Origin of the sequence: Photorhabdus viridis, assembly GCF_040256935.1 — a bacterium.
In the GTDB taxonomy this organism is placed as follows: Bacteria; Pseudomonadota; Gammaproteobacteria; order Enterobacterales; family Enterobacteriaceae; genus Photorhabdus; species Photorhabdus viridis.
Map to the genome: position 1 here is coordinate 1 of NZ_JBEJZY010000359.1, position 298 is coordinate 298.

General features: G+C 49.0%; 1 pseudogene. It reads right to left on the bottom strand.

Features of this window, described 5'->3' with window-relative positions:
• Positions 1-298: pseudogene (locus ABR397_RS23735) on the bottom strand (T6SS effector BTH_I2691 family protein); the annotation flags it as partial.

Here is a 298-nt window from a genome sequence, read left to right on the forward strand (position 1 = left end):
ACAGGTGATAAACCGACGCTCCTGGAGCCAGCTCACCCTGAGCTGGGCCAGTTGTTCCAGCTTTTTCGCCACTTCAGCACAAAAATCGGCATACTTTTGGTGAAATGCCTGCCGTTTCGCCAGATTCAGCTCTTTCGTGTATTTCTCCCAATCATGGGCAACAGCTTGCTCAAAAGCGGGCTCATTTGCTTCCACCATGATACGAGTCACATTCTCTCTGAGCTTAGCCTTCTGCTGATCAGAAAAAACCCCATACTCCTTCTGCTTAGTGACTTCAAGAGCTTTATCAATCCGCCCT